Genomic DNA, 25,304 nt, shown 5'->3' on the forward strand with positions numbered 1-25,304 from the left:
CTAAGAAGGCACAAGCACGTTCATCCGCCGGCGCGAGACCAGGCGGATGAACGGCTGTACATTAAAGTTAAATTGTACGCTTCGCTGATTTAACCGTGTTATGGGCCAGCATTGTAATCGTCATCGGACCGACACCGCCCGGTACGGGTGTAATATAGGAAGCTTTTTCCTTCGCTTCTTCAAAATCGACATCACCGACGAGCTTTCCGTTGTCAAGGCGGTTAACGCCGACATCAATGACAACGGCTCCCTCTTTCATTTGATCCGCTTTGATGAAATTCGCCTTTCCGACAGCGACAATCAGAATGTCGGCTTTTTTTGTGTGCGCCGTAATGTCGGCCGTTCTTGAATGGCAGTACGTAACGGTTGCGTTTTCGTTCAAGAGCAGCTGCCCTACCGGCTTTCCGACGATATTGCTTCGCCCGACGACAACAACCTCTTTTCCCGACAGATCAATCTCGGTTTTCTTTAAAAGCTCCACGATGCCCGCAGGCGTGCAAGGTAGAAATGTATCTTCGCCAAGCAGCATCTTTCCTACGTTTAATGGATGAAAACCGTCAACATCTTTGTCAGGGGATATTCTTTCAATCACCGCTTGTTCGGAAATATGATCCGGAAGAGGCAGCTGGACAAGAATTCCGTGAAAGTCGTTATTTTGGTTGTACTGGTCAATTACTTCAAGAAGTTCCTGTTCAGAGAAACTTGCATCGAAATGATCCAGCTGAAAACGAATCCCCATGGCTTCAGCTGCTTTTTTCTTTCCCCGTACATATGAAAGAGACGCCGGATCATCACCAATTAAAATAACGGCCAGTCCCGGGGTCACTCCTTGTTTTTTCAGCTCTTCAACTTCCTTGGCCAGCTGCCCGCGCTTTTCCTTTGCTGTTTCTTTCCCGTCGATGATGGTTGCTGTCATTTGCTCTCCTCCTAGATTATTCAAGATCGGATTTAATGTTAGAAAGAACACCGTTTACAAACTTCGCCGACTTGTCATCTCCAAATTGCTTGGCCAGTTCAATCGCTTCATTCATAGAGACGTTGACAGGTATGTCTTCTAAAAAAATCATTTCGTAGGCGGACAAACGCAAAATCGCGCGGTCGACATTCGCCAGCCTGTCAAGCTTCCAATTGACGAGATGCCGTTTGATCATCTCATCGATTTTCTCTTTGTTCTCTAAGACCCCGTAAACAAGCTGCTCGAAAAAAGCGTCGCTTTCCTGCCCGTCCAAGGCGTGCTGCATCGCTTCATTCGGTTCTGTATCACTGACATCAATCTGGAATAGTGACTGCAAAGCCTTTTCTCTTGCTGTTCTTCTTTTCATTCTTTCTTTTTCTCCTTTAACCCTCTTTGCTGCTTGCCGTTTAAGCCACAAAGAGATCATATCATATTTTTAGTCTTTCCGCATGCAAAAATCGCGGTTTTATCGTCAATAACCGAATAATAAGAAACAAACATTTGTTATCATTCGTTTTTCGAACTTCTTTGCAAACTTTCCGGTTCCTCTTATTTTTGGTCGATAACAGCGGAAAGATGCTTTTAAACGTCATTTTTAAAACGGAACATGAAAAAACCAAAGGGCCGTCATTCCCCTTGGTTCTTCCACTTCACCGCACTACATCTCTTGATCGACTTCCACCTCGTGCGTTTTTGAATCGAATTGAATGCCAACGATGTGAATATTGATTTCATTAATCGAAAGAGCTGTCATATTGAGAAGCGTCTGGCGGATATTATCCTGAACGGCATTTGCAACTTTAGGAATCGAAACGCCAAACATCATCACGCAATAAACATCAATGATAATTCCGTCATCTGACAAATCAACTTTGACGCCTTTGCCGTGATTCTTTTTTCCAAACCGTTCCACGACACCTGTCGCAAAATTGCCGCGCATTTCAGCTACGCCTTCAACTTCGGAAGCTGCGATTCCGGCAATGACTTCGATGACCTCCGGAGCGATTTCCACTTTTCCTAAATGATTGTCTTCATGGCTCATTTCCAATAAGCTGTTGTCGTCTTTCAATATGTTCACCTCCGTTAAAATTACGACCCCATTACATCATATATTTCTAAAAACTTCGTATTGAATTCTCCGCTTACGAATGTTTCGTGCTCGAGCAGTTTCAGATGGAACGGTATCGTCGTATGAACGCCTTCGATGACGAATTCGCTCAACGCTCTTTTCATTCTTGATACAGCTTCTTCCCTCGTCTTCCCGTATGTGATGACTTTTGCAATCATGCTGTCGTAATAAGGAGGAATCGAGTATCCCGGATAAGCCGCAGAATCCACTCTGACGCCGAGCCCGCCCGGAGGCAGATACATCTCGATTTTTCCCGGAGAAGGCATGAAGTTTTTCTCAGGGTTTTCCGCATTAATCCGGCATTCGATGGCCCAGCCGTTAAAAGTGACTTCATCTTGGGTGAGGGCTAATTTTTCACCTGACGCCACTCTGATCTGCTCTTTAATCAAATCAACGCCCGTCACCATCTCTGTTACCGGATGCTCAACCTGAATGCGCGTGTTCATTTCCATAAAGTAGAACTTCTGCTCGCGGTAATCGTAGATAAATTCAACTGTTCCCGCGCCCGTGTACTTAACGGCTTCAGCCGCTTTGACAGCCGCCTGCCCCATTTGCTCCCTGATTCCTTCATCAAGCGCAGGTGAAGGAGTTTCTTCAAGCAGCTTTTGGAGCCTTCTTTGGATTGAACAGTCGCGTTCACCCAAGTGAATCGTATTTCCGTGTGTGTCCGCAAGCACTTGGATCTCGACGTGTCTGAAGTCTTCAATGTACTTTTCAATGTACACACCCGGGTTGCCGAAAGCGGTGGCCGCTTCCTGCTGAGTGATTTTAATGCCGTTGATCAGTTCTTCTTCCGTACGGGCGACCCTGATTCCTTTTCCGCCGCCCCCGGCAGTTGCCTTTATAATGACAGGATACCCTATATCGCGCGCTAATGAAACCGCATCTTCAATATCTTCAATAATTCCTTTGGAACCCGGTACGATCGGAACGCCAGCCTGCTGCATCGTTTCCCTGGCAACATCCTTTGTCCCCATCTTAGAGATCGCGTCTGCTGTCGGACCGACGAAGGTTACGTTTACCTCTTCGCAAAGCTCGGCAAAATCGGCGTTTTCCGCCAGGAAACCGTAGCCCGGGTGAATCGCATCAGCGCCGGTCATTTTGGCGACGCTGACGATGTTCGTTATATTCAAGTAGCTGTCTTTTGATAGCTTAGGTCCGATGCAAAATGCTTCATCAGCCATCTGAACATGGAGCGCCTCTCTGTCGGCCTCGGAAAAGACGGCTACTGTATCGATCCCCAGTTCTTTACAAGCTCTGATAATTCTGACAGCAATTTCTCCCCTGTTCGCAATTAATAGCTTTTTGATCATCTTATTGCTCCTTACTCTGCTTTTACTAAAAATAAAGGTTGTCCGTATTCAACCAGCTGGCCGTTTTCAACCAATACTTCAACGATCTCGCCTTTCACTTCGGCTTCGATCTCATTAAAGAGCTTCATTGCTTCCACAATGCAGACGACAGAGGATTCTGTTACCTTCGAACCGATTGTTACGTAAGGGTCGGCTTCAGGCGAAGAAGACGCATAAAACGTTCCGACCATCGGAGAGGTGATTTTGTGGAGGTTTCCGCCGTCTTTTGCGGCTTCTTCTGCTGCAGGCGCATCCTGAACTTGCGCTTGCATCGCGGGAGCTTCCGGAGCCGGTGTTTGAACAGGCGCCGCAGCCACTTGCTGGATGGTTTGCACGGTTCCGCTTTGTTTTTTCAGTTCAACCTTCGATCCTTCGTTTTCGTATGTAAATTCATTTATCGAAGATTCATCAATTAATTTTATCAACTGTCTGATTTCATCAATGTTTAACATGCTATCGCACTCCTAATGAAAAAGATTTTACGCATTTATCAGTTAGTACTAAAAGTACATACTATATTCATCTTACAGGAGAGGAATGCCGAATTCAACTACAATCATGAGCGCCCTGCATCAACAGGGGCCTCAAGCATAAAAAAATCCCGCTTTTTGCAAGCGGGACATGTTTACTCTGCTGGCTCGAACGTCACAGCCACATCGTTTAAGTTTTTCACTTCTTTTGCGACGATGTCGATGATATCGGTGGCAGCGGCCTTCGAGTGCTCCTTCGCCTTCACCGTAATATTGACTTTATCGCCGTCGGCATTGACCAAGGCGTCTTTATAGCCTTTTGTTTTGATCAGCGTTTCAAGCGTCTTTTCCGTTCCTTCAGCTTCACTTAGCTCTGTCATCTTGTCGTAAGCTTCGCTTTTTTCTTTTGCCGTCGCTTTATCGCTTCTGACGATTTCGGTTAATTCCTCCCTCTCCCTGCTGCGCTGATCGTCCATTTCCATGCGGTATGTTGTGAATAAATCTTCATCACCGGATGATTCTTTTGTTACAACTTCTCCGTTCTGCTCACTCGCAGACGTTTCTTTATCTTTTGTGTCTTTCCCTTCAGTTTTGTCTTTAGCAGGCGCGGTGTCTTCTTTGCCATCTTTGGCAGGCTCTTCTTTCATCGGTTTTTCTTTTTCAGCAGCGACTTGTTCTTTGTCATCCACCGTGACGACATTTTCTCCTTCAGGCGACATAATGTAGTAGACACTCAGCACAACGACGAGACTTAACATGGTTAAAAGCCAAACCGTTTGTTTTTTCAGCATCATTTATGAATCCTCCTTCATTTTTTTAGGGGCAACAGCGACGCGGTGGCTCGGAACATCAAGAACCCTTGTCACTGCTTCAATGATGGTCTTTTTTATTTGAACGTTGTCGACTCCTTGAGCGACAACGAGAACACCCCTGATATCGGGCTTTTTCGTCTGAACGACGACAGGCGTCTCTTTATCTCCGTTTTTGATGATGACAATTTCTTCGTCAGAAGACATTTCAGACACCGTTCGCTTGCCTCCCTGTTTATCTGTCTCATTCGTTGAAGTCTCCTGGGTTTTTCTATTTTTCTCGAATATTTTCAATGAGGTTGCATCAACATTGACGACGATTGATACGTCTTCCACGCCGATAATCGTTTCCAATATGTCTTTGAGCTGATTCTCATATTCCTGTTCGTAATCTTGGATCGAGTCCTTCGGTTTGTCATCTGAGGCGGGTTTGAACACTTCTTTTTCACCTTCACTGCTCTGTCCGGTGCTTTCAGACGAAGCTTTTTGTGAAGCCGACGGCTGATCTGCCGCTCGATCTTGAGAAGGTTCGGAAGAGAAGATTTGACTGACGAGCATGAAGGAAACGCCGAGAACAAAAAGCAGCAGAAAATAGTGATATTTCGTCAGCTTTTTTCCGTTTTTCTCGTCTTTGGGTAGCAGGTGGCCGATCAGCTTTTCGATCCAGGTTCTTTTATTCATTGCCGCTTCGTTCTCCCCCTTCAATATGAACTGTAATCTTGTCGGGGCTTATTTCCCATATGCCTGCAAGCTGTTCTCTGACTTCCCCCGTCTCTTTCTTTTCTCTTTCTCGCATTGGCTGGTAGCCTCGATCCGTATTGATTTCGACAGGAGCGACGGCTTGGACCGTTTTTTCGGATGCCGGTTCTATGAATACCGAGACTTCCGCATGCTTACTGAGATCTTTCTCTGTTTTCAGCTGGCCGTCAGAAGAGACCGCGACTCGGTCAATCTTGTATTTGTCGCTGGTAAACCTTCCCTCTGCGCTCTTTTTCAATTGAACAGCCATCTGTTCTAAGATATATGCTTGTTGTGAGGCTTGTATTTCTTTTTTTTCTGAATTCAACTGATTTTTTATTTCGTTTGACTGAACTTGTCCGTTTTTTGTAAGCCTCTCAAAGATTACATCCGGATCGGTCCTGAATAAAGAGAAGATCGGATTCAGTATCACAACGATCAAGAGCAGGCTGATCACCATTTTCGCGTATTTTTGCATGCTCGAATTCGGCAGAAGCATATCGATGACGATCGCCATCAGAATAAATAGAATAATGTTCGTGAGCCACTCTGTCAGAAATTCCATCTCATCCCTCCCTACTTCATCATCATCGTCAAATTCCCCGCTGTAATGATCACGGTTAAGCTTAAAAAAAACATCAGCGAAACGATGGCCATGGCCGCGAAAATGTAGATGACGCTTTTGCTGATGACATCCAGGCAGCTGATCACCGGACCGCCTCCGAGAGGCTGGAGAACGGCTGCGGCAATTTTGTATATGAGCGCGAGGGAGAGGATTTTGATTGCGGGAAAGGCTGCGATGCAAATCAAGATCGCCACCCCGAGTATCCCGACGGTGTTTTTCAGCAGGAGAGACGCGCTGATCACCGTGTCCGTCGCTTCGGTAAACATGCGGCCCAATACGGGGATGAAGTTTCCGGTGATGAATTTGGCCGTCCGCAAAGTAATGCCGTCCGTCACTGCGGCTGAGGCGCCCTGAACCGAGATGACACCGAGGAACACGGTTAAAAATGCAGCCAGCGTGCCGATCGCCGCGTTTCTGAGGAGCTGAGCCAGCTGTGTGACTTTATACTGGTCCGTCATCGTGCTGACAATGCTTAAAATCGCTGATAAAAACAAAAGCGGCAGCACGATATATTGGATAAACAAGCCGCTCGTGTTCATGAGAAAGAGAATGACCGGATGAAAAAATGCGGCTGAGGCGGCTCCTCCCGAAGTCGCCATCAGCGCTAGAAGCAAAGGTACGAGCGACAGAATAAAGCTTGTCATCGTCTGGATCGCTTCATTCGCATATGTGACGGCAACCCGAAAGCTGTTGAGCGCAAGAATGATCAGCACCATGTAGACAATTGCATACGCCACTTTGCTGACGGTGCTTTGCTGAAACGCGTTTTGCAAAAGCTGAAGCAGCACGCAGAAGATGGTCAACAGGATCAGCGTCCCGAGCAGTTTCCCGTTAGCCAGCACTTCATGAAACAAGTAAGAAAACAGCGCTTTGCTCCATTCCTCAGGCGAAAAGTGCTTTTCACCTTTGACAAATTCAAGCAGGCTTCCTTTTTGACTTTCGGGAAGGTGTCCTCCATACTCAGTCAAAATGTTGTTCCAGAACTCCCCGACCCGGTCAAGCTCCAAACCTTCAGCCTGCTCTCTGGCCATCGCTTCAGCCGATTCTTCCGCGGCGGGTTCCCCAGCCGGCTCCGCTTCTTGTGGCGAAGCTTGTACATCATGCGCTCCAAAGCATACGATTCCTATGACCAAGAGCCAGAACAGAAAACGCTTCACTCAGGAAATCCTCCTTTCTGACTAAGACATGGAAGGGATGAGTCCGATGATCGTTTCGATAATGACGGTTAAAATAGGCACGGCCATGACTAAGATGAGGATCTTGCCTGCCAATTCGATTTTTGAAGCAATCGCACCCTGTCCGGCATCTTTCGTCAGCTGGGCGCCAAACTCCGCTATATAAGCAATCCCGATAATTTTCAAAATCGTTTCGACATACATCATGTTGATGTTGGCATTGGCAGCTATTTTTTCAATCATCCGAATGATTTCGTAGACTTGATCGACTAAGAATAAAAAAATCGTGCATCCGGCAAAAACGACAATCATAAAAGCAAACGTCGGTTTTTGCTCTTTCACAATCAAGCTGAGGAAGGTGGCGATCATTCCCAATCCTACGATTTGTACGATTTCAATGAGTGAGCCCCCCTATCCTTGAAATAGAAAGACAGCTTTTATCTTTTGGAATAGATCATCGACAACAGTAGCCACCATGAACAATATATAAATGAATCCTAAAAGCGTGACCCATTGGGCATATTCCTTCTTCCCCATTTGATCCAGTATGGTGTGAAGAAAAGCGACGACGATCCCGACGCCGGCAATTTGAAAAATAATATTTACGTCTACTCCCATTTCGTGTATGCTCCCCTCTTCATTACATCAATAGAAGAATCAGCAGCAGTCCCGACAAGAACCCAAGGCTCTTCACCATTTTTTCATTTTTCGCCTGGGCGAGATTTGCTTCAGCTTCCTCTGTCTCTAAATGGGTTAACGCCAGTTTGATATGTTTTTGCTGAGAAATCAGATCATGACGGCCAAGCGTTTCGCCGAATTGCCGTAAAATCTCGTATTCTTTCTTTTTGAGAGCCGTTTCGGGCCATACTTTCTCCAAGCTGTCTTCCCATGCCGTCCCCGCTGAAGCGCTGCCTTTTTCCAGCTGTTCTGCAAATGTCTGAAACAAAGAAGCTATCGGCCCGGAAAGCTGGTGTGCGATCTGCTTTGACGCCTGAAGGAGCGGTGTGTGCCCGTACATGATTTCAGCCTCTAAAGACTGCAAAGCGGCCAACAGCTGGCGGATTTGCTTCGGTCTATCCCTGAAAGGCTTCGCCATTTCAAATCCTGTCCATGTGGCTGCTGCCAAAATAAGCACGGCACCTAAAAGCTTCAGCATGATAACATCCTCTTCGCCGCACCGAGCGGCTCTCCATTCCCGTTCAAGATGCGGCTCAGGCTGCCGGGACCGTTCTTTCTGGATAGTTCCACGATTCTCTCAAAAACCCGGTGCTCCTGAAGCATTTTCAATGATGGACGCCTGGCGATATCGGCATATGAGGAGCCGTGAGCCGAAACGATGACAGACACCCCCGCATGGACCGCTTCCAAGAGCGCTTCTGCGTCTTCCATTCTTCCGATCTCATCGGCGATCATAACCTCCGGACTCATCGATCTGATCATCATCATCAGGCCTTCCGCTTTTGGACAGGCGTCAAGGATGTCTGCCCGGTCGCCGAGCCGATATTGCGGGATGCCGTTTACACAACCTGCGATTTCAGACCTTTCGTCGACGATTCCCACCTTTTTGGCAGACACGTTGCCGCTCCCTGAGCTGATCAGCCTGGCGAGATCTCTGAGCAGTGTTGTTTTTCCGGTTTGCGGCGGACCGATGATCAGCGTGTTCAGCCACGAGTTTTGAAATAAATGAGGGACATACGGTTCGGAAATGCCGATTTTTTCTTTGGCAATGCGGATATTAAATGATGATATTTCTCTGATTCCTTTGACTGCTCCGTTTTCGACGACAACCCGGCCGGCAAGCCCCACGCGGTGTCCGCCTCTGATCGTGACATATCCTTTTTTCAATTCCTCTTCCAGTGTATACATGCTGTAATTTCCCAGCCTGTTTAAAAGAAGCGCCGAGTCTTCAGGCGTCGCCGCATAAGGGAGAAAGCGTGGCTTTCCTTTGTTCACCAGTTCGAGCGGACGACTTGTCCGAATCCGAATTTCTTCTATCTGATTGATTTCATGGTCGCCAAGACCGTTGAGCGCGCGTTTGATCGTATCGGGGAGAATCTCTGTGATGTGATGCAAAAACACTCCCTCCTCTTTTTGCTTGTCTTCTATAAAAATGTATGATCAACGGAAGACATTATGACAAGTCGGTCTCTCTTATCATGTGTCACTATTTATAGATCCCCGCGATGATCAACACCACTCCCATAAAGATCAAAATCAGCTTTGCGTAAGAAAGCTGCCCTGCAATCTGATAGATGCCGATTGTCATTGTAATAATAAAGATGAGCGGTCCGACCATCGCAAGCACACTGTTGACCGCCACGGCTTTTCTGACGTCGTTTGTCAAAAGCATTACGACAGCCGCCGTCAGTTCGATCAAAGATGATACCACTCTTAACGCAGCCATTGTCAAAACCGTCGGATTGACTTGTCCAAAGAAAAGCTTCATGATCTTAAACCTCCAGTAACACATCCTCTTTTTTTACAATCTATGCTCCTCATTGAAAAAGTAGTCTTCCGATTTTTCTATTTGGCCTGTGAGAGGTAAAAGATTTCAGACAGCAAAAAAAGAGCCGGCTTCAATGAAGCCGGCTCTTTCCCGCTGTTACTCTTATGCTCTTGATACGTAAGATCCGTCAGAAGTATTGACAACAAGCGTATCTCCTTCGTTTACGAAGAACGGTACGTTGACAACAAGGCCTGTTTCTGTTTTTGCCGGTTTTGTTCCGCCTGAGGCTGTGTCGCCTTTAATGCCCGGTTCTGTTTCCACAACTTTCAGTTCAACTGTATTCGGAAGTTCGATTCCGATCGTCTCTGTCTGATACATCATGATGTGGACAGACATATTTTCAAGCAGGAATTTGAGCTCGTGTTCGATTTGCTTCTCGTTCAGCTCAAGCTGCTCGTAAGATGTCGTATCCATAAAAACGTGCTGGTCGCCGTTGGCATACAAGTACTGCATCGTTTTTGTTTCAATTTGGGCGCGTGCCACTTTTTCACCTGCGCGGAATGTTTTTTCCTGAATCGCGCCTGTGCGAAGATTTCTCAGTTTGGAGCGGACAAATGCCGCACCTTTTCCCGGCTTAACGTGCTGGAAGTCAACAACGCGCCAGATGCCTCCATCTACTTCAATCGTTAATCCTGTACGAAAATCGTTTACTGAAATCATGATTATCCTCCTATTGCTCCAATCAAACGGATTATAAAATAATTAATTCTTTCGCGGAATGGGTAAGGGATTCGTTTCCTTCCTCTGTCAGGACAATATCATCTTCTATCCTGACCCCGCCTTTTCCCGGTATGTAAATTCCCGGTTCAACCGTTACAACCATGCCTTTTTCAAGCATCTGGTCCGAACGTGCTGAAAGCGCCGGACTTTCATGAACTTCCATGCCGAGGCCGTGGCCTGTTGAATGGCCGAAATACTCGCCGTAGCCTTGTGAAGATATGTAGTCCCTTGTATAAGCGTCAGCCTGTTTCCCGGTGATTCCCGGCTTGATGCTCCGCATGCCGATAGCCTGCGCCTCAAACACGGTTTGATAAATGCGTTTCAGCTCATCATCCGGCTCTCCTACCGCGACCGTACGCGTTATGTCCGAGCAGTAACCTTTATAGTAAGCCCCGAAGTCCAATGTCACAAGGTCGCCTTTCTCAATCGCTTTGCCGCTTGCCACTCCGTGCGGCAGACTTGAGCGTACGCCTGATGCCACGATCATATCGAAGGACGAATGATCCGCTCCCTGGCTCCGCATGTAAAACTCGAGCTCATTGGCGACTTCAATTTCGGTGATGCCGGGCTTTATGACCGTCAGAATATGGCTGAATGCATCATCTGCAATCTTTGCAGCTTCCTTTAATATCTTAATCTCTTCACTAGACTTAATCAAGCGCAACTTTTCCACAGATTGAGAAACAGGAACGAGTTCAGCTGCGCCAAGCTGCTCTTTGTAGGCGGCATACGTTCCGTATGTCATTTTATCCTGTTCAAAACCGATTTTGTTTATCCCCATCTCTTTGATCACTTCGGCGGCCTTTTGAACGATTCCGCCGGCATGCTGAACAATGTCAAAGCCTTTGACTTGATCTTTCGCCTGTTCTGTATAGCGGAAATCTGTAATAAAGACCGCTTGGTCGCCGGAGATGACCGCCAGCCCTGAAGATCCGGTAAATCCGGTGATGTACCGCAGATTAACGCTGCTCGTCACCAAAATCCCGTCAATACCCAAACCGCCGAAAAGCTCTCTCAATTTGTTTAGTTTCATTGTCCACTAGTCCCCCTATTTGTTATTTGCGTTCATAAAATAACAGATGGCCAGCTTATAACCTTCAAAGCCGAGTCCCGTGATCTGGCCTCTTGCAACCGGAGCGATGACCGAGCGGTGCCGGAACTCTTCCCTCGCATGAGGGTTTGAAAGATGGACCTCAATCACCGGTATGCTGATTGCTGCCACCGCATCGCGGATGGCATAGCTGTAATGGGAGAAAGCCCCCGGATTCAGGACAATTCCATCGTATTGTTCCTCTGCCTCATGAAGAGCATCAATCAGGTCCCCTTCGTGGTTTGATTGAAAAAAAGTCAATTCAATCTGAATGCCTTCGGCAAATTGAAAAAGTTTTTGTTCCAAATCAGTTAATGTGTCTGTACCGTATACATCGGGTTCGCGTTTTCCAAGCCGGTTTAAATTCGGTCCGTTCAATATTAAAATATGCGGCAACTCTGCCTCCCCCTTCTCATCACGCAAAAAAATGTCCACTTACAGTGAACATTTTATCATATTGCTTCCTGATCAGGCACTATTCTCTTGTTTCTCCAAGGGCCCGCGTCAACTTTTCAGAATTGAGCTCATTGTATTCAAACGAAATGGAATAGCCGACGAATAAACCGTAAAGCAGGTAAATGCAAAGCGTCGTCACAACCGTTTCCCTCTTTAATTCAGCCACAGTCTGAACATCTGGGAACATCGGATTGAACAGGTAAAACACGACAGCCCACAAAACGGCTCCATATACAATGCCTGCCCACATGCCTTTGACCTGCTTCAAAGTGCCGTAGTAAAGCAGGGCAGCTCCGATGGAAATAACACCGATCAGCAGGATGCTGATAAACGTCCCGAGAAATCCGTTTTTCCAATCGCCGATGACAAAAGGCTGGAGAATCATGTTTGCATTGACTTCGGAGAACTTAAAAAGGTACGCAAGCTCACCGAGTGCACTCCAAAGCACTCCGCCGACAAAGCCAGTCGTGATCACCCTTCCGATGAAAGTCATCGGAGTTTCACGCTTATTTTGCTCAAGCTCTTCCGGCTGTTTTTGATTGTCTTCATTACCCATACAGTCCAGATCACCTCCATTTCCAGTATGTCCAAAAACAGCCTCGCCAACATCAGCTTTCCCGGATTTTTAAGATCCGAGTGTAAAAAGCATGAAAAAGGGTATACTTTAATTAGATTTGGCTTTGTAATAGGTTCGAATTTCTTAAATTTTTGAGCCCGTCAATCTAGAGGTTTCAGCGTTTTTCCTGTACAATAGGTGTAAGGAAATGGTTAATGTACTCATAGATTGATACAGATAGGTTGATGCAAATGTCAAATCAAACAAAACAGCCCGCATACGGAGGGCAGGCTGTCGTCGAAGGCGTTATGTTCGGCGGCAGGCGCCATTATGTAACCGCGATCCGCAGAAAAGACGGAAGCCTTGAATTTTTTAAGCTGCCTCGGAAAACCAATCCGGCGCTTGAAAAATTTAAAAAAATTCCTTTTCTCAGAGGGATTATCGCGATTATTGAAGCAAGCGCGAACGGCACCAAGCACTTGAATTTTTCGAGCGAACGCTATGACCTCGATCCTTCTTTAGACGATCAATTGAAAGAAGAGAAGCCGTCCAAGCTGACGATGATTTTTGGCCTCGCCGCAGTCGGCGTCCTGTCTTTTTTGTTCAGCAAGTTTATTTTTACGCTCGTGCCCGTTTTTTTAGCGGAGCTCACCCGTCCGGTCTTTCAGTCGGACGTCGCGCAGATTATGATCGAAAGCTTTTTTAAGCTGCTCCTTCTCTTAAGCTATATTTACGCCATATCATGCACTCCTTTTATTAAAAGAGTTTTTCAATATCACGGAGCAGAACACAAGGTCATAAACTGTTACGAGCAAAATCTGCCGGTCACGGTTGAAAACGTTCAGCGGCAGTCAAGACTGCACTACCGATGCGGAAGCAGCTTTATTTTATTCACCGTCATCGTGGGCATGTTTGTTTACTTGCTCGTTCCTACTGACCCTCTCTGGGTCCGTATTTTGAATAGACTCGCACTGATACCCGTCGTTCTCGGCATTTCATTTGAAGTTCTGCAGCTGACAAACAAACTGAGAGACATCCCCGTATTGAAGGTGCTCGGCTATCCGGGTTTGTGGCTGCAGCTTTTAACAACGAAAGAGCCGTCTGACGATCAGGTGGAAGTCGCCATCGCAAGCTTCAATGAGCTTCTTCATATGGAGACCAAAGCAGAGGACGAACAGAAGGAACCTTCTAATATCGTAATGTAATGCAACGAATTGGTTAATTTTTTGGGAGGTGGACAGTTATGAAGCAACGCGTACATCCTGTCTCAGCTTTAATTATTGCGTTTGGAATTTTTGGGTTTGTCTATTTCGCCGTCACAAGTCCGGGCCGCCTGCTCCAATACTTGGTTGTTTTTGCAGCGGTCGGCGCCATCATTTATTTCGTGATCAGGCGCATTTCCAATCGCGATATGGGCAGTGAAGGAGCCGCTTTTAAGAAAGCAGCCAAGCAATCCAACAAGCGTTTTCAAGATCACAAAAAACGCTCTATAAAAGGCAAGGTTAATCATCTGAGAAGCGTACCGTCTATTAATAAATCGAAGCCGGTATTGGTGAAGAAAAAAAGCCAGACTCAGCTGACAGTGATTGAAGGCAAAAAAAGCAAAAAGAAAAACAGGGCTTTCTTTTAAAACGTCCACTGTTTCAAAAATAATTCTGTTCGTTTTTTTCCTAGCTCGATTAGAGCTAGTTTTTTTTCTGCCGACATCGCGAATTCAGTCGACAGGACTTCCTCAACAGGTAAAAAAATGATGTTGCGCTCATGTTTTGTGGCAATGTGCCTGGCGTCATGCGCCTCTTTCATCGTCTCAAACAGCGCCCCGAACAGTTCGAACGCATTTTTAATCGTTTTCTTCGGCCTCTCTTTTTCGTTGGGCATCAGCGTGATCCCCAATACCGGCCGTTTTTTTTCTGTTGTAAACAGCCACATCGGAAAATTGCTCAGAACTCCGCCGTCTACGACAACGCTGATGCCGCTGGAGGACTTGAGCTTCACCGGCTCAAAAAAATAAGGAATGCTGCAGCTCATCCGGACCGCCCTGGCGACGGAAAAACGCCTTGGGTTTAAGCCGTATCTGTTTAAATCGTCAGGCAGCACAAGCATCTTGCCATTCGATAAGTCGGAGGCGATCAACTTCAGTTTTCCCTGTTCAAGATCCCCGAAAACTGAAATGCCTTTCGCTTTCAGCTTTTCGGAAATCCAGTTTTCCAGTTTATCTCCTTTATATAAACCGAGCCGCCAATAAATCGATGCCCATTGCAGCATTTTCAAAGGCAAGAGTGAAAATCTCGGGTCAAGGAGCTCGCTTTCATTTAATTCTTCCATCATTTGACGGATCTCCGCGCTTGTATAACCTGCCGCGATAAACGAGGCAATAATCGAACCGGCGCTCGTTCCGGCCAGCCTTTTAAATCGGAAGCCCCGTTTCTCAAGCGCCTCGTATGCCCCCACAAGTGCAATCCCTTTCATACCGCCGCCTGAAAAAACCCCGTCGATGTACATCGCGATCTCCCTCCCTTAAAAGATGGCTTTACACCATTTTAAGAAACGGACAGAAAAAAAAGACCATGAGACAAAGCGGCAGCTGGAAAAACTGATACGGAAAGAGAAAAGCCGCCGTTACCCGGCGGCTTCAGCGTGTCGACAAACCCTCGCATTCGTTGTCAGGCCTGCGCGTCGGTGCTCACGAATTCCAACATTCGCTCCGCTCCGATGCTCGGCCTTCCTAGACTGCAAGGGTTTTCAATCACGCTGATAGGATGACAAAATCCCAAAACCAAAAGTCGTTTTGGGATTTTGTCAACAATCTGGAGCCGCCGTTCCCCGGCGGCTTTTATTGATTTTCCTGTTCGTTTCTTTTTTGGACGCTTCTCAAATCGTCGATTCTTTTGCTGTCGTCTTCAAAATACTGCACAAGATCTCCGACACGGTCAATGCTGTTCCAGCTTAAATGATGCTCGATTCCTTCGACATCATCATAAATTTTCTCTTCGTCAACACCAATGATTCGTAAAAACTGCTCCAATAATTCATGTCTGTATACTAAACGTTTGCCTATTTTCTTCCCTTTAGGCGTCAGCACGAGGCCGCGATACTTTTCATAAATCAAATATTCGTCTTTATCGAGTTTTTGAACCATTTTTGTAACCGAGGAGGGATGGACGGCCAGAGCTTCGGCTATATCTGAGACCCTTGCATATCCTTTTTCTTCAATCAGCATATAAATTTGTTCTATGTAATCTTCCATACTCGGTGTTGTCATCAAATCCCTCCAAATCACACCTATTCAAATCATAACAAGTTTACACTATGTGCATGTAAAAAACAAGCAACGGGATAACGTTTTCACCCGATTACCTTCTATAATTCCATTCATCTGCCGCATACTTCGTTCTGGCGAGATCGGCGACAAATTCCGTTTCCTCTTCTGTCAGTTCATAAGGCTCCAAATGAATGTTAAGCCCCTTTTCGAACCCTTTTTTAAAAGCTTTGCTCGCTTCTTCAATCGTGATTTTTTCTTTTGCGAGCTCATTGATGGGGACCGCTTTTTGTTTGAAGTTTCTCTGCATGCGCTCTCTGAGGCGATCATTTTTGTAAATAAACAAATCAAAGAGCTTGTCCTCATCCAGATCAAGAAGGATCGAACCGTGCTGGAGAATGACTCCTTTCTGCCTCGTCTGGGCGCTTCCTGCGACCTTTCTGCCTTCGACAACGAGCTCATACCACGACGGCGCGTCAAAACAGACGGAAGATCTCGGGTTTTTCAGGCTCTGTTTCTCTTTTTCCGTTCTTGGTATGGCGAAATACGCATCAAGTCCCAGCTCTCTGAAGCCTTCAAGAATACCTTCTGAGATGACGCGGTACGCTTCCGTCACCGTCTTGGGCATTTCCGGGTGTTCTTCAGACACAATAACACTGTAGGTCAGCTCTTGATCATGGAGCACGCCTCTTCCGCCGGTCGGCCTTCTCACAAAGCCTAAACCGTGTTTTTTGACGGCATCCAGATTGATTTCCTTTTCGATATTTTGGAAATAGCCGACTGAAAGCGTTGGCGGATTCCAGCCGTAAAAGCGGATGGTCGGCGGAATCTTATTTTCGCTGTGCCAATAAAGGAGCGCCTCGTCGAGCGCCATATTAAAAGCGGGATCCTGTCGTCCCGAATCGATAAAACGCCATATTTCTTTTTCCATAACCTACCCTCTTTTTCTTTGGTATAAAATAAGTCTACCATTCCCTCTTAAAATTGAAAATAAATTCGGCGAATCAGATGACAGATTTCTGAGGCTTTACTATAATAGTATTTGTCTTAACATATCGTTAAAAATCTCCCGATTATCAGACGGGATGAATTCAAAAAGGAGTCGGATCAGATTGTCTACCAGCAGCATTATCATTCTCTTGATTTGCGCCGCGCTCATCATCTACGCGGTCGTTTCATACATCTATCAGCAGCGCATTATGAAAACCTTGACAGAAGAAGAATTCCGGGCCGGCTATCGCAAAGCACAGCTCATCGATGTGCGCGAGCCGAACGAGTATGAAGGCGGCCACATTTTGGGTGCGAGAAACATTCCGCTTTCACAGCTTAAGCAAAGAAAAAGCGAAATCCGTCCTGACAAACCGGTTTACCTGTACTGCCAAAACAACGTCAGAAGCGGAAGAGCCGCCCAAACGCTCCGCAAACACGGCTGTAAGGAGATTTACAACCTGAAAGGCGGGTTCAAAAAATGGGGCGGAAAAATTAAAACGAAAAATTAATAACCGCAGCTGTCTCCAGTTGCGGCCAACATCCTAAAGCGTCTTTGCGTTTTAGGATTTTTTTTAGCATATCCTGCAGACAATCAAAACAGGCGGAGCAGATGATCCTTCAAATAAAAATAAGCCGGCGAAATGGGTTCGCCGGCTTTGTTCGTTATTTTTTCAAGTCTTCGATTGAATTGACATCTTTCATGTAGGTCGGAACGACAAGGCCAATTTTTACGCCTGTCATGCTTGTACCGATATCTTCGTATTTGCCTTTGTATTTTTCAGCATATGTTTTATGCGTTTGCGGCAGCCATGCAGCAAGTGAAGCATCGACGCTTCCATTTGCAATTCCAGTCCACATCGGGCCTGCTTCTACTTGGCTGAGCGTCACGTTGTAGCCTAAGTCTTCAAGAACTTTTGCGATGACATTTGTGCTCGCAATTTCACTGTCCCATGCCACATAGCCGAGCTTAATTTTTTCGCCGTCCGCTTTATCGACGCCTTTTGTCCATTTCTTAACAAGGTCTTGATGTTTTTTAACGAAATCTGCTGCAGCTTCTTCCGCTTTTTTGCCTTCCTGAACGGCAAGCATGACTTCTCCCATATCATCCTCTGTCCAGCTGAATTGGCTGAGCAGCTTGTGTGCGCCCGGATGATCGTCCTTGAATCCTTTGCGCGTAACAGTATGGATTTCTTCGGCATCGCCGTAAGAACCTTTTGGATCTTTCAAATATTTGAGATCGTATTTTGCAAACATCCAATGCGGTGTCCAACCCGTAATAATGATCGGATCTTTTTTATCGTAAGCTTTTTTCAATGCGGCTGTCATCGCTGAGCTTGAGCCTGATGTTACAGCCCACTTGCTGAGATCGTAATCCTTGAGCGCCTTGTCCGTTGCATTCATAATGCCCGCTCCAGGATCAATGCCGGTAATTTTATAACTGACTTGATCGCCTACAGACGCGTTTTCATTATTATTGCTGCTTCCGCAGGCAGCCAGACCCAATGTCAGTACTGCTGCAGTGCCGATTCCCGCTATCTTTTTCCACATTATGCATTCCCCCTGCTTTTTTTCAATTTTATATTTTGTGTAACCCGGTCAAGTACGATCGCAATAATAACAATCGCAAGCCCGGTTTCTACACCAGTACCCGTTTGCAGCTGGGTAACAGCCCGGTAAACTTCTTCTCCAAGTCCAGGCGCACCTACCATGGATGCAATAACGACCATTGACAACGCAAGCATGATGCTTTGATTGATACCGGCCAGAATGGTTTTCGTCGCAAGCGGCAGCTGCACTTTAAAGAGCCGCTGGCTTGTCGTTGAACCAAATGCTTCTGTAGCTTCAATCAGATCTTCCGGCACCTGCTGAATTCCTAAGATTGTCATCCGGATTGTCGGAGGCATCGCAAAGATAACGGAAGCGACAACACCCGGCACAACCCCAATATTGAAAAAGAAGATGGCCGGAAGCAAATAAACGAATGCCGGCATCGTCTGCATTAAGTCAAGAATGGGCGTAACGATTCTCCGAACCGTTTTCTTTTGGGAGCCCCAGATTCCGACCGGAATGCCGATAATGACAGAAATCAGAACGGATGTGACGACAAGCGCCAATGTCTGGAGCATGGCGTCCCAATATCCTAAATAATCAATGATAAAAAATCCGATTAAAGTAAACAGCGCAATGCCTCTTTTGCTGATCAGCCAGACGAGCGCGGCAAAGATAACGGTCAAAATAACCGGCGGAACAAAACCCAGGCCTTGGACAATCGCATCAACAAACGATTCCACTCCGCTGGCAATTCCGTTAAATACCCCGCCGAACGACACCGTCAGCCAGTCAACAAACTGATCGATCCAATCGGCTAAAGGAATGCGGGGAAGCGATGATAAAGTAAACATTATCTCACCTCCTGAACAACAGTTTCATGAGCTGGTTCATGATCTGAATGTGCATTAATATACCGGTCATTTCCGGCAAGCGCTCCGATTAACGCGCCTTTGACGATGATCCCTTTCATCCGCTGTTTTTCATCGACGACAGCAATCGGGATGCTGGCATCAGAGACCAATTCAAAAATATCCGTCAGGACCGCATTCTCTTCCACGGTTGTAATGTCTCTCGAGATGACGCTCTCCAGCGTCTGGCTTTTTTCGGCTGCTTTTTTAGCTGTTTCAGCATCAACAGAACCAAGAAGCCTATTGTGTTTGTCAACGGCATAAATCGAGGAAATCCCGAGGTTTTTCATCAGCGTCAGAGCGACGCGCGGCCCTTTGTCTGCGCGTACGGTTTCAGCGCGTTTCATAATATGACCGGCTGTCAGCACTTTAGACAAGTCGACATCTTCAACGAATTTTTCAACATATTCATTTGACGGGTTCATTAAGATCTCTTCCGGCGTACCGATTTGAACGATGTTTCCGTCTTTCATCAATGCGATTCGATCGCCGATTCTCAGCGCTTCATCAAGATCATGGGTAATGAAAATAATCGTTTTGCCTACTGATTCATGCAAATCGAGGAGTTCATCCTGCATATCTTTGCGAATCAGCGGGTCAAGCGCGCTGAACGCTTCGTCCATCAGCAGAATGTCCGGATCATTCGTCAATGCGCGGGCAAGCCCGACGCGCTGCTGCATCCCGCCGCTCAGCTGATCCGGATATTGCTGTTCATATCCTTCAAGACCGACAAGCTTTAATGATTCCATAGCTCTTATCCGGCGTTTACTTTTATCGACTTTTTGCAGTTCCAATCCGTACTCTGTGTTTTCAAGAATCGTTTTGTGCGGAAACAGAGCGAACTTTTGAAAGACCATGCTGATTTTTTTCCGGCGGATTTCCCGAAGCTGGTCTTTAGACATATTTGTTATCATGTCACCATCTATGTACACATGTCCTGCAGTCGGTTCAATCAGCCGGTTTAAAAGCCGCACCAAGGTTGATTTACCGCTCCCTGATAGACCCATGATGACAAATATCTCACCTTCATACACGCTAAAATCCGCTTGGTTCACCCCGACGGTCGCCCCGGTTTCTTTCAGAATTTCTTTTTTGGTTTTGCCATCGGCAAGCAGCTGCGTTGCTTTCTTTGTATTTTTCCCAAAAACTTTAGACACTTTTTCTACTTTTATCTTGATTGGCTTTTCGTCTGAATTCATATTTCTCCTCCCGTATGAAGCAATCTAATATACCGTAACATTTATGTAACATATGAGACAAACGGCATATTCACTGTCATTTTGTATCAAACCTTCATATTCATCGTTGTCACTCTCTACCCTTGTGAATCCTTTTAAATACTCCATAATCCTCTTCTTTTAAGGCAAATTAAACCATTATATTTGATAAAAACATTGAAACTATCACGTTTTACAATGTAATTTTTATTTTTAATTTTAAATTTGATGAATTTACTATTTAATACGAGAGAAATCCTTATCATTCAGTACATAAACCGTTTACATAAAGATGTTTTTTTTACAAAAAAACCGGCGAAATCGATCCGCCGGCTTCTTATCATTTTTCATAACGCAGCACGGGCTTCCGCGCAGCTTTTGTTTCATCCATGCGTTTCACAACGGTTGAATGCGGTGCTTCCTGAACGACTTCAGGCGTTTCCTCCGCTTCTTTTGCAATCTGGATCATCGTATCGATAAACGCATCGAGCGTTTCTTTAGACTCTGTTTCTGTCGGTTCAATCATGATGCATTCCTCGACATTGAGCGGGAAATAGATAGTCGGCGGATGGAAGCCGAAGTCCAAAAGCCGCTTTGCGATGTCAAGCGTCCTGACTCCCAGCTTTTTCTGGCGCCTTCCCGACAGCACAAATTCGTGCTTACAGTGCCGGTCAAACGGCAGATCGTAGTATGGAGCAAGCTTTCTCATCATATAATTCGCATTTAAAACGGCGTTTTCCGTTACTTCTTTGAGCCCGTCCGGCCCCATTGAACGAATGTACGTATAAGCTCTCACATTGATGCCGAAGTTTCCGTAGTAAGGTTTCACCCTGCCGATCGAATGCGGACGGTCATGGTCAAAGGTATAACGGCCATCTTTTTTCACCAGCACCGGCTTCGGCAAATACGGAATCAATTCCTTCTTGACGCCGACAGGGCCTGATCCAGGTCCTCCGCCTCCATGCGGTCCTGTAAAGGTTTTGTGAAGGTTCAAATGGACGACGTCAAATCCCATGTCACCCGGCCTTGCTTTGCTGAGAACGGCGTTCAGGTTCGCTCCGTCATAGTACAGCTTTCCTCCGGCTTTATGGACGATTTCAGCCATTTCTAAAATATTTTCTTCAAAAAGGCCGAGCGTATTTGGATTAGTCAGCATTAACGCGGCTGTTTCTTCATCTACGACACGCTTTAAATCTTCGAGATCAACAAGACCGTCGTCATTCGATTTGACGGTGACCGTTTCAAATCCGGCAACAGTCGCAGACGCCGGGTTTGTACCGTGGGCCGAATCAGGTACAATGACCTTCGTCCTTTTATGATCGCCGTTTGCCTCATGGAACGCGCGGATCATCATCAGCCCGGTCCACTCGCCGTGCGCACCCGCAGCCGGCTGAAGAGTGACCTCATCCATCCCCGTGATCTCTTCCAAATGCTCGCTCAAGTCGTACAAGAGCTCCAGCGCACCCTGCACGGTCCGTTCATCCTGGAGCGGATGGATCGCAGAAAGTCCTGGGATTCTCGCGATTTTTTCGTTAATCTTCGGGTTGTACTTCATCGTGCATGAACCGAGCGGATAAAAGCCCGAATCCACTCCGTGGTTGCGCCTCGATAAAGCCGTATAATGGCGCATAATATCAAGCTCAGACACTTCGGGGAGATCTGCCGGTTCATCTCTGAGATACGCTTCGTCAAGGACGTCTGTCACATCTGTTTCAGGGACGTCAAGCTCAGGAAGGCTGTAGCCGACCCGCCCTTCTTTTGATACTTCAAAAATAAGCGATTGATCCTGATTATTCATGGCGATCCCCCAATTCATTCATGAGTGTATCGATTTCCTCTCTTGTTCTGAGCTCTGTCACGGCGATCAGCATGTGCTGTTTTAAATCCCGATATGAAGCGCCGAGATCGTAGCCTCCGATAATATTTTTCTCAAGCAGGCGTTCATTCGCTTTTTCGACAGGTTCATTGAGCCTGACGACAAACTCATTGAACATCGGCCCGTCAAACACGACTTCAAGACCGGCCCGTTTAGCTGCTTCTTTTGCGTAAGCCGCTTTTTGCAGGTTCTGCCATGCGATTTCCTTGACGCCTTTTTTGCCGAGCGCCGTCATGGCGACTGATGCGGCAAGCGCATTGAGCGCCTGGTTGGAGCATATATTTGATGTTGCTTTATCCCGTCTGATATGCTGCTCGCGCGCCTGCAAGGTGAGAACGAATCCCCTTTTCCCGTTTTCATCTTCCGTCTGACCGACGAGACGGCCAGGCACTTTTCTCATCAATTTTTTCGTGACGGCAAAGAATCCACAGTGCGGCCCGCCGAAAGCGGCCGGTATTCCGAACGGCTGGGCATCCCCGACAACGATGTCAGCTCCCAGTGCCCCGGGCGGTGTTAAAAGCCCGAGAGCCAGCGGATTGGCGGACACGATGAACATGCTTTTCCCTTTATGGGCGATCGGTTCAATGTCTTTCAGCGGCTCAATTCGCCCGAAAAAGTTAGGGTATTGGACGATCACTGCTGCTGTATCTTCGCAGACGGCTTCATCAAGAGCCGCAAGATCTGTTGTTCCGTTTTTGGCAGGGACTTCTACCACGTCGATGTACTGTCCTTTCGCATACGTTACTAAAACCTCGCGCGATTCGGGATGGACGGTTTCCGAAACGACGATTTTTTTCTTTTTTGTATGTCCTGAAGCAAGCATTGCCGCTTCGGCTAATGCCGTTCCCCCGTCATACATCGACGAGTTGCTGATATCCATGCCCGTCAGCTCGCAAATCATCGTTTGAAATTCAAAGATCGCCTGGAGCTCCCCTTGAGAAATTTCAGGCTGATACGGTGTATAAGCCGTGTAAAATTCCGACCGCGAAATCACGTGGTCCACGATGACGGGCTGGTAATGATCGTATACGCCCGCTCCCAAAAAAGAGGCGTGCATCACTGTATCTTTATTTTTAGCCGCGAGTTTCGTCAGCTCTTTTGTGAGCTCAGTCTCGGACTTTGCCTTTTTAATTTGGTATTCCCCTTTAAATTTGACGCTTTCGGGTATATCGGAGAATAGCTCTTCGATCTTCTCGACTCCAATTGCCTCAAGCATTTCTTTTTTATCCTGATCTGTAGCTGGCAGGTAACGGTGCTTCATCTTCAGTCTCCTTTCACGGCCTTGGCAAACTTACGGCTGCCGTTTGTAAAATGGGGTTTTCACGATTTTGGCTTTCAAGCGCTTATTTCTGATTTCCACTTCAACGACGGTGTCGAGGGCGCAGGCTTCTTTTTTCAGCAATGCGAGGCCGACGTTTTTCTTTAAGGTCGGCGACTGTGTGCCGGTTGTCACCTCGCCTGCTTGTTCGCCTTGATAATAGACGGCGTAGCCGTGCCTTGGAATGCCTTTATCGATCATTTCAAGGCCGACGAGCTTTCTGTCCGCTCCATGTTCCTTTTGGCTTGCCAGGACGGCTTTTCCGAAGAAGTCCGAGGCTTTGTTTGTTTTGACGGCGAATCCGATGCCGGCTTCGATCGGTGTAATATCTTTTGAGAGCTCTTGTCCGTACAGCGGCAGCTTCGCTTCAAACCTCAGCGTATCTCTGGCCCCGAGGCCGCACGGCACTAATCCCGAATCCTTGCCCGTTTCAAGAAGCAGCTTCCAAATGTAGGCTGCATCTTCACTCCGGCAGTAAATCTCAAAGCCGTCCTCTCCCGTGTATCCCGTTCTGGACACAAGCGCCTGCACGCTGCCAATCGCCGCATCATCCCTGAACGTAAACGGCTTTAACCCGGCAAGATCGCTATCTGCGACCTGTTTTAAAATCGATTCGGCCTTCGGTCCTTGAAGGGCAAGCAGCGCAATCTCGCCAGACACGTTTCGAACCGAAACGTCTCCTTCTTGGTGCTTGTTCATCCAATCGACGTCTTTGTCGATATTGGCTGCGTTAATGACGAGCATGTAGACATTGGCCGCTTTTTTATAGACGAGGAGATCGTCGATCGTTCCGCCGTCTTCATAGCACATGGCCGTATACTGGGCACCGCCTTCTTTCAGTGTCGAAACATCGTTTGTCAACAGTTTTTGCAAAAACGGAAGGCTGTCTGTTCCTGTGATTTCGACCTCCCCCATGTGTGAGACGTCAAAAAGCCCCGCTTTCGTCCTGACGGCTTCATGCTCCTCTTTAATTGAAGAAAATTGAACAGGCAGTTCCCAGCCGCCAAAATCAATCGTTTTTCCGCCATATTCCTTATAAAGGTCAAATAAAGGCGTTCGTTTAAGCATTCTGCTTCCCCCTTCGCTTTTCAAACTAAAAACAAGTTTGCCAATCATCAGAAAACAAGAAAGATTCCAACATCACCTGGATGGTTCCGCCGCTTTGGACGGCACAAAAAAGGACAGAGAAGCCCCTTTGTCAGTTCTGAGGCTCTCTGTCCTGGCACCTGAAAGTTTACTTTGCATCAAAAGCAAAGATGTCCCCTTTGGTGGTTTGTTAAAACATCATATGATACAAACTCTCTCCAGAGTTGCGTCAAGCAAGAGTTCTTTTGCCTGAGAGATTCACTGTTTCCCCAGCTTGCTCCTTCGGCGCCGCTTTAAGGTTTCCCGCTATCGGTCTCTCCCCTTGCTGTCATTCGCTCATATTCATTTCTTTTCATGGACATACTATATAAAGCTTATGATTTTTTTACTGATGATCTACAAATATCCTACCATCATCACAACAATTGGGCAACAGGAAAAATCATTAACAATTTATTATTTTAAAATAAGAATGTTCGTGTTTTGTTTATTTGTTAGTAAAATCCGTTTTTTTCACG

At 46.6% G+C, this 25,304-nt stretch carries 30 protein-coding genes and 1 riboswitch; of the genes, 3 read left to right on the forward strand and 27 right to left on the reverse strand.

Annotated features, from left to right (window positions below; all coding sequences use genetic code 11):
• Positions 1-67 precede the first annotated feature (67 nt).
• From folD to M1D67_RS13690, 18 genes are all read right to left on the reverse strand, one after another.
• On the reverse strand, positions 68-916 hold the full coding sequence (gene folD / locus M1D67_RS13605) for a bifunctional methylenetetrahydrofolate dehydrogenase/methenyltetrahydrofolate cyclohydrolase FolD (protein ID WP_020452135.1): 849 nt from the start codon (positions 914-916) through the stop codon (positions 68-70).
• 16 nt (positions 917-932) lie between these two features.
• Entirely contained in the window at positions 933-1,322 is a 390-nt protein-coding gene (gene nusB, locus M1D67_RS13610; protein ID WP_020452136.1) for a transcription antitermination factor NusB, read from the reverse strand.
• A gap of 291 nt (positions 1,323-1,613) precedes the next feature.
• Positions 1,614-1,997: an Asp23/Gls24 family envelope stress response protein gene (locus tag M1D67_RS13615; RefSeq protein WP_031304734.1), complete on the reverse strand. Its 384-nt coding sequence runs from the start codon at positions 1,995-1,997 to the stop codon at positions 1,614-1,616.
• A 47-nt stretch (positions 1,998-2,044) separates the two neighbouring features.
• Complete coding sequence (accC, locus tag M1D67_RS13620) at positions 2,045-3,397, reverse strand: acetyl-CoA carboxylase biotin carboxylase subunit (RefSeq protein WP_020452138.1); 1,353 nt, start codon at positions 3,395-3,397, stop codon at positions 2,045-2,047.
• Between the two features lie 11 nt (positions 3,398-3,408).
• Complete coding sequence (accB, locus tag M1D67_RS13625; RefSeq protein WP_023855170.1) at positions 3,409-3,888, reverse strand: acetyl-CoA carboxylase biotin carboxyl carrier protein; 480 nt, start codon at positions 3,886-3,888, stop codon at positions 3,409-3,411.
• Positions 3,889-4,061: 173 nt separating this feature from the next.
• A complete protein-coding gene (locus M1D67_RS13630; RefSeq protein WP_035338363.1) occupies positions 4,062-4,700 on the reverse strand; it encodes a SpoIIIAH-like family protein in 639 nt (212 codons plus the stop codon).
• Entirely contained in the window at positions 4,701-5,396 is a 696-nt protein-coding gene (gene spoIIIAG, locus M1D67_RS13635) for a stage III sporulation protein AG (RefSeq protein WP_023855172.1), read from the reverse strand. It abuts the gene before it with no gap.
• Complete coding sequence (gene spoIIIAF / locus M1D67_RS13640) at positions 5,389-6,018, reverse strand: stage III sporulation protein AF (RefSeq protein WP_020452142.1); 630 nt, start codon at positions 6,016-6,018, stop codon at positions 5,389-5,391. The genes spoIIIAG and spoIIIAF overlap by 8 nt, the downstream gene beginning before the upstream one ends.
• Positions 6,019-6,029: 11 nt before the next feature.
• On the reverse strand, positions 6,030-7,235 hold the full coding sequence (gene spoIIIAE / locus M1D67_RS13645) for a stage III sporulation protein AE (protein WP_023855173.1): 1,206 nt from the start codon (positions 7,233-7,235) through the stop codon (positions 6,030-6,032).
• Positions 7,236-7,256: 21 nt separating this feature from the next.
• Positions 7,257-7,622, reverse strand: coding sequence for a stage III sporulation protein AD (gene spoIIIAD / locus M1D67_RS13650; RefSeq protein WP_020452144.1), 366 nt, complete (start codon positions 7,620-7,622; stop codon positions 7,257-7,259).
• A gap of 42 nt (positions 7,623-7,664) precedes the next feature.
• On the reverse strand, positions 7,665-7,871 hold the full coding sequence (gene spoIIIAC / locus M1D67_RS13655) for a stage III sporulation protein AC (RefSeq protein ID WP_003183409.1): 207 nt from the start codon (positions 7,869-7,871) through the stop codon (positions 7,665-7,667).
• Positions 7,872-7,893: 22 nt separating this feature from the next.
• Positions 7,894-8,409 (reverse strand): stage III sporulation protein SpoIIIAB, encoded by a 516-nt coding sequence (gene spoIIIAB / locus M1D67_RS13660; protein ID WP_020452145.1) that lies wholly within the window; start codon positions 8,407-8,409, stop codon positions 7,894-7,896.
• A complete protein-coding gene (gene spoIIIAA / locus M1D67_RS13665; protein ID WP_020452146.1) occupies positions 8,403-9,326 on the reverse strand; it encodes a stage III sporulation protein AA in 924 nt (307 codons plus the stop codon). The genes spoIIIAB and spoIIIAA overlap by 7 nt, the downstream gene beginning before the upstream one ends.
• 91 nt (positions 9,327-9,417) lie before the next feature.
• Positions 9,418-9,699, reverse strand: a complete 282-nt coding sequence (locus M1D67_RS13670; protein WP_003183412.1) for a YqhV family protein — start codon at positions 9,697-9,699, stop codon at positions 9,418-9,420.
• Between the two features lie 162 nt (positions 9,700-9,861).
• Positions 9,862-10,419 (reverse strand): elongation factor P, encoded by a 558-nt coding sequence (gene efp / locus M1D67_RS13675; RefSeq protein ID WP_020452147.1) that lies wholly within the window; start codon positions 10,417-10,419, stop codon positions 9,862-9,864.
• A 31-nt stretch (positions 10,420-10,450) separates the two neighbouring features.
• Positions 10,451-11,512 carry a M24 family metallopeptidase gene (locus M1D67_RS13680; RefSeq protein WP_020452148.1) on the reverse strand — a complete coding sequence of 354 codons (1,062 nt, stop codon included), beginning with the start codon at positions 11,510-11,512 and terminating at the stop codon, positions 10,451-10,453.
• A 15-nt stretch (positions 11,513-11,527) separates the two neighbouring features.
• Positions 11,528-11,965 (reverse strand): type II 3-dehydroquinate dehydratase, encoded by a 438-nt coding sequence (gene aroQ, locus M1D67_RS13685; protein WP_020452149.1) that lies wholly within the window; start codon positions 11,963-11,965, stop codon positions 11,528-11,530.
• Between the two features lie 79 nt (positions 11,966-12,044).
• Positions 12,045-12,581, reverse strand: coding sequence for a YqhR family membrane protein (locus M1D67_RS13690; RefSeq protein WP_020452150.1), 537 nt, complete (start codon positions 12,579-12,581; stop codon positions 12,045-12,047).
• Positions 12,582-12,832: 251 nt separating this feature from the next.
• Here M1D67_RS13690 and M1D67_RS13695 point away from each other — a divergent pair, with 251 nt between their 5' ends.
• Positions 12,833-13,786, forward strand: coding sequence for a DUF1385 domain-containing protein (locus M1D67_RS13695; protein ID WP_020452151.1), 954 nt, complete (start codon positions 12,833-12,835; stop codon positions 13,784-13,786).
• Between the two features lie 38 nt (positions 13,787-13,824).
• Positions 13,825-14,211, forward strand: a complete 387-nt coding sequence (locus tag M1D67_RS13700; protein ID WP_020452152.1) for an SA1362 family protein — start codon at positions 13,825-13,827, stop codon at positions 14,209-14,211.
• Here the strand turns inward: M1D67_RS13700 and M1D67_RS13705 are convergent.
• The 3 genes from M1D67_RS13705 to M1D67_RS13715 all read right to left on the reverse strand — a co-directional run bounded on the left by M1D67_RS13705 (position 14,208) and on the right by M1D67_RS13715 (position 16,771).
• Positions 14,208-15,083: a patatin-like phospholipase family protein gene (locus tag M1D67_RS13705; RefSeq protein ID WP_020452153.1), complete on the reverse strand. Its 876-nt coding sequence runs from the start codon at positions 15,081-15,083 to the stop codon at positions 14,208-14,210. The genes M1D67_RS13700 and M1D67_RS13705 overlap by 4 nt on opposite strands.
• Positions 15,084-15,414: 331 nt before the next feature.
• Positions 15,415-15,843, reverse strand: a complete 429-nt coding sequence (mntR, locus tag M1D67_RS13710) for a transcriptional regulator MntR (RefSeq protein ID WP_020452154.1) — start codon at positions 15,841-15,843, stop codon at positions 15,415-15,417.
• Between the two features lie 91 nt (positions 15,844-15,934).
• Positions 15,935-16,771: a lipoate--protein ligase family protein gene (locus M1D67_RS13715; protein ID WP_458117464.1), complete on the reverse strand. Its 837-nt coding sequence runs from the start codon at positions 16,769-16,771 to the stop codon at positions 15,935-15,937.
• A gap of 154 nt (positions 16,772-16,925) precedes the next feature.
• Between M1D67_RS13715 and M1D67_RS13720 the strand changes: the two genes are divergently transcribed.
• On the forward strand, positions 16,926-17,339 hold the full coding sequence (locus M1D67_RS13720) for a rhodanese-like domain-containing protein (protein ID WP_043054396.1): 414 nt from the start codon (positions 16,926-16,928) through the stop codon (positions 17,337-17,339).
• A 154-nt stretch (positions 17,340-17,493) separates the two neighbouring features.
• Here M1D67_RS13720 and M1D67_RS13725 read toward each other — a convergent pair whose 3' ends face one another.
• The 6 genes from M1D67_RS13725 to gcvT all read right to left on the reverse strand — a co-directional run bounded on the left by M1D67_RS13725 (position 17,494) and on the right by gcvT (position 24,768).
• Positions 17,494-18,378, reverse strand: a complete 885-nt coding sequence (locus M1D67_RS13725) for a glycine betaine ABC transporter substrate-binding protein (RefSeq protein WP_023855178.1) — start codon at positions 18,376-18,378, stop codon at positions 17,494-17,496.
• Positions 18,378-19,232 (reverse strand): glycine/proline betaine ABC transporter permease subunit OpuAB, encoded by an 855-nt coding sequence (opuAB, locus tag M1D67_RS13730; protein WP_023855179.1) that lies wholly within the window; start codon positions 19,230-19,232, stop codon positions 18,378-18,380. The genes M1D67_RS13725 and opuAB overlap by 1 nt, the downstream gene beginning before the upstream one ends.
• Positions 19,232-20,488 (reverse strand): glycine/proline betaine ABC transporter ATP-binding protein OpuAA, encoded by a 1,257-nt coding sequence (opuAA, locus tag M1D67_RS13735; protein WP_023855180.1) that lies wholly within the window; start codon positions 20,486-20,488, stop codon positions 19,232-19,234. Before opuAA ends, opuAB begins: the two co-directional genes overlap by 1 nt.
• Positions 20,489-20,846: 358 nt before the next feature.
• Positions 20,847-22,304, reverse strand: a complete 1,458-nt coding sequence (gene gcvPB, locus M1D67_RS13740; protein WP_020452160.1) for an aminomethyl-transferring glycine dehydrogenase subunit GcvPB — start codon at positions 22,302-22,304, stop codon at positions 20,847-20,849.
• Entirely contained in the window at positions 22,297-23,643 is a 1,347-nt protein-coding gene (gcvPA, locus tag M1D67_RS13745) for an aminomethyl-transferring glycine dehydrogenase subunit GcvPA (protein WP_020452161.1), read from the reverse strand. Before gcvPA ends, gcvPB begins: the two co-directional genes overlap by 8 nt.
• A 30-nt stretch (positions 23,644-23,673) precedes the next feature.
• Complete coding sequence (gcvT, locus tag M1D67_RS13750; protein WP_023855182.1) at positions 23,674-24,768, reverse strand: glycine cleavage system aminomethyltransferase GcvT; 1,095 nt, start codon at positions 24,766-24,768, stop codon at positions 23,674-23,676.
• A gap of 245 nt (positions 24,769-25,013) precedes the next feature.
• Positions 25,014-25,118: riboswitch (glycine riboswitch) on the reverse strand.
• Positions 25,119-25,304: the final 186 nt, after the last annotated feature.

This window comes from Bacillus sp. PK6-025 (genome assembly GCF_056530265.1).

Coding starts and splice junctions, on each gene's coding strand:
- folD (WP_020452135.1), bottom strand. CDS start 916: ATGACAGCAACCATCATCGACGGGAAAGAAACAGCAAAGGAAAAGCGC.
- nusB (WP_020452136.1), bottom strand. CDS start 1,322: ATGAAAAGAAGAACAGCAAGAGAAAAGGCTTTGCAGTCACTATTCCAG.
- M1D67_RS13615 (WP_031304734.1), bottom strand. CDS start 1,997: ATGAGCCATGAAGACAATCATTTAGGAAAAGTGGAAATCGCTCCGGAG.
- accC (WP_020452138.1), bottom strand. CDS start 3,397: ATGATCAAAAAGCTATTAATTGCGAACAGGGGAGAAATTGCTGTCAGA.
- accB (WP_023855170.1), bottom strand. CDS start 3,888: ATGTTAAACATTGATGAAATCAGACAGTTGATAAAATTAATTGATGAA.
- M1D67_RS13630 (WP_035338363.1), bottom strand. CDS start 4,700: ATGATGCTGAAAAAACAAACGGTTTGGCTTTTAACCATGTTAAGTCTC.
- spoIIIAG (WP_023855172.1), bottom strand. CDS start 5,396: ATGAATAAAAGAACCTGGATCGAAAAGCTGATCGGCCACCTGCTACCC.
- spoIIIAF (WP_020452142.1), bottom strand. CDS start 6,018: ATGGAATTTCTGACAGAGTGGCTCACGAACATTATTCTATTTATTCTG.
- spoIIIAD (WP_020452144.1), bottom strand. CDS start 7,622: ATGATCGCCACCTTCCTCAGCTTGATTGTGAAAGAGCAAAAACCGACG.
- spoIIIAC (WP_003183409.1), bottom strand. CDS start 7,871: ATGGGAGTAGACGTAAATATTATTTTTCAAATTGCCGGCGTCGGGATC.
- spoIIIAB (WP_020452145.1), bottom strand. CDS start 8,409: ATGCTGAAGCTTTTAGGTGCCGTGCTTATTTTGGCAGCAGCCACATGG.
- M1D67_RS13670 (WP_003183412.1), bottom strand. CDS start 9,699: ATGAAGCTTTTCTTTGGACAAGTCAATCCGACGGTTTTGACAATGGCT.
- efp (WP_020452147.1), bottom strand. CDS start 10,419: ATGATTTCAGTAAACGATTTTCGTACAGGATTAACGATTGAAGTAGAT.
- M1D67_RS13680 (WP_020452148.1), bottom strand. CDS start 11,512: ATGAAACTAAACAAATTGAGAGAGCTTTTCGGCGGTTTGGGTATTGAC.
- M1D67_RS13690 (WP_020452150.1), bottom strand. CDS start 12,581: ATGGGTAATGAAGACAATCAAAAACAGCCGGAAGAGCTTGAGCAAAAT.
- M1D67_RS13695 (WP_020452151.1), top strand. CDS start 12,833: ATGTCAAATCAAACAAAACAGCCCGCATACGGAGGGCAGGCTGTCGTC.
- M1D67_RS13700 (WP_020452152.1), top strand. CDS start 13,825: ATGAAGCAACGCGTACATCCTGTCTCAGCTTTAATTATTGCGTTTGGA.
- M1D67_RS13705 (WP_020452153.1), bottom strand. CDS start 15,083: ATGTACATCGACGGGGTTTTTTCAGGCGGCGGTATGAAAGGGATTGCA.
- mntR (WP_020452154.1), bottom strand. CDS start 15,843: ATGACAACACCGAGTATGGAAGATTACATAGAACAAATTTATATGCTG.
- M1D67_RS13715 (WP_458117464.1), bottom strand. CDS start 16,771: ATGGAAAAAGAAATATGGCGTTTTATCGATTCGGGACGACAGGATCCC.
- M1D67_RS13720 (WP_043054396.1), top strand. CDS start 16,926: ATGAATTCAAAAAGGAGTCGGATCAGATTGTCTACCAGCAGCATTATC.
- M1D67_RS13725 (WP_023855178.1), bottom strand. CDS start 18,378: ATGTGGAAAAAGATAGCGGGAATCGGCACTGCAGCAGTACTGACATTG.
- opuAB (WP_023855179.1), bottom strand. CDS start 19,232: ATGTTTACTTTATCATCGCTTCCCCGCATTCCTTTAGCCGATTGGATC.
- opuAA (WP_023855180.1), bottom strand. CDS start 20,488: ATGAATTCAGACGAAAAGCCAATCAAGATAAAAGTAGAAAAAGTGTCT.
- gcvPB (WP_020452160.1), bottom strand. CDS start 22,304: ATGAATAATCAGGATCAATCGCTTATTTTTGAAGTATCAAAAGAAGGG.
- gcvPA (WP_020452161.1), bottom strand. CDS start 23,643: ATGAAGCACCGTTACCTGCCAGCTACAGATCAGGATAAAAAAGAAATG.
- gcvT (WP_023855182.1), bottom strand. CDS start 24,768: ATGCTTAAACGAACGCCTTTATTTGACCTTTATAAGGAATATGGCGGA.